The sequence below is a fragment of the Acinetobacter sp. GRABPA_MV_2 genome, assembly GCF_056725885.1.
The window spans coordinates 1-351 of record NZ_JBWZNA010000075.1 but is presented as its reverse complement, the minus strand read 5'-3'; the positions used below and the strand labels follow the sequence as shown (position 1 = coordinate 351).

Genomic DNA, 351 nt, shown 5'->3' with positions numbered 1-351 from the left:
CAGCGACTCGGATTCAGACAGCGACTCGGACTCTGACAGCGATTCTGACTCTGACAGCGACTCTGATTCTGACAGCGACTCGGATTCAGACAGCGATTCGGATTCAGACAGTGACTCTGACAGCGATTCTGATTCTGACAGCGATTCGGATTCGGACAGCGACTCGGACTCTGACAGCGACTCTGATTCTGACAGTGACTCTGATTCGGACAGCGATTCTGACTCTGACAGCGACTCGGATTCGGACAGCGATTCTGATTCTGACAGCGACTCGGATTCAGACAGCGATTCGGATTCAGACAGTGACTCTGACAGCGACTCTGATTCTGACAGCGACTCTGATTCTGACAG

General features: G+C 52.4%; 1 protein-coding gene. It reads left to right on the top strand.

The window, feature by feature from the left end; translation table 11 throughout:
* A partial coding sequence (locus ACXM0J_RS18885; protein ID WP_177923968.1) for a hypothetical protein occupies positions 1-351 on the top strand: 351 nt, incomplete at both ends.